General features: G+C 79.8%; 1 protein-coding gene. It reads left to right on the top strand.

What is annotated here, in order from left to right; translation table 11 throughout:
• Positions 1-75: 75 nt before the first annotated feature.
• On the top strand, positions 76-1,017 hold a 942-nt coding region (locus ABZW03_RS41300), incomplete at its 3' end, for a condensation domain-containing protein (RefSeq protein WP_355270075.1).

Raw genomic sequence — 1,017 nt, 5'->3', positions numbered from 1 at the left:
CAACCCGCACCGGCGGCGAGCAGCGTCAGGCCGGCCGCGGTGGGGGAATGGATCGCCGTGTTGCGGTCCCGCAGGGTGGCGATCAGCCCGGCCGTCCGCACCGGGGCCGCCCGGCGGCTGGTCGGCTACGCGGTGCCCGCCCCCGGCGGCCGGATCGACCCCGAGGCGCTGCGCCGCACCCTCGCCCTGACCCTGCCCGACCACCTCGTCCCCGCCGTCGTGGTGCCGCTGCCCGCCCTGCCGCTGGGCCCCGACGGCACCCTCGACCGCGACCGGCTGCCCGACCCCGGCCCGGCCGCGCCCGCCGTGCGCCACGTCACCCCCCGCACCCCCGCCGAACGCGCGCTGGCCGGGATCTGGTCCGAGGTGCTGCGGCTGGAGCGGGTCGGCGCCGACGACAACTTCTTCGACCTCGGCGGCGACTCCATCCTCGGCATCCAGGTGGTGGCCCGCTCCCGGCAGGCCGGGCTGGCGGTGACCTCCCGGGACCTCTACCGCCACCAGACCGTCGCCGCGCTGGCCCGGGCCGCGGAGGACGCCCAGGCCCCCGCCGCGCCCGCACCGGTGGCCGCCGCCGGGGAGGCCGTGCCGACCCCGATCCAGCGCTGGTGGTTCGGCCACGCCGGCGGCCGGGCCGGCCACTTCAACCAGGCCGTCTCCCTGCTGCTGCCCGCCGACCTGGACCGGGCGGCCCTGGCGGCGGCCCTGGACGACGTGGTCGCCCACCACGACGCGCTGCGCTCGGCGTTCACCGCCCCGGACGGCGCCGGCGCCGTGCGCTGGCGGACCGGGGAGCCGGCCCCCCGGGCCACCCTGGCCCGGCACACCGGCCCGGACGGGGACACCCCGCACTTCGGCCCGTACGACCTGGCCGGCGGCGGGCCGCTGCTGCGCGCCGTCGTGCACGAGCGCGCTGAGGGACGGCCCCCGGTGCTGCACCTGTCCGCCCACCACCTGGTGGTCGACGGGGTCTCCTGGCGGGTGCTGCTGGAGGACCTCGACACCGCCTACCGCGCC

It is taken from the genome of Kitasatospora sp. NPDC004799 (assembly GCF_040609095.1).
Taxonomy (GTDB): Bacteria; Actinomycetota; Actinomycetes; order Streptomycetales; family Streptomycetaceae; genus Kitasatospora.
The sequence above is the reverse complement of the archived record's forward strand: the minus strand, read 5'-3'. Positions and strand labels throughout refer to the sequence as shown.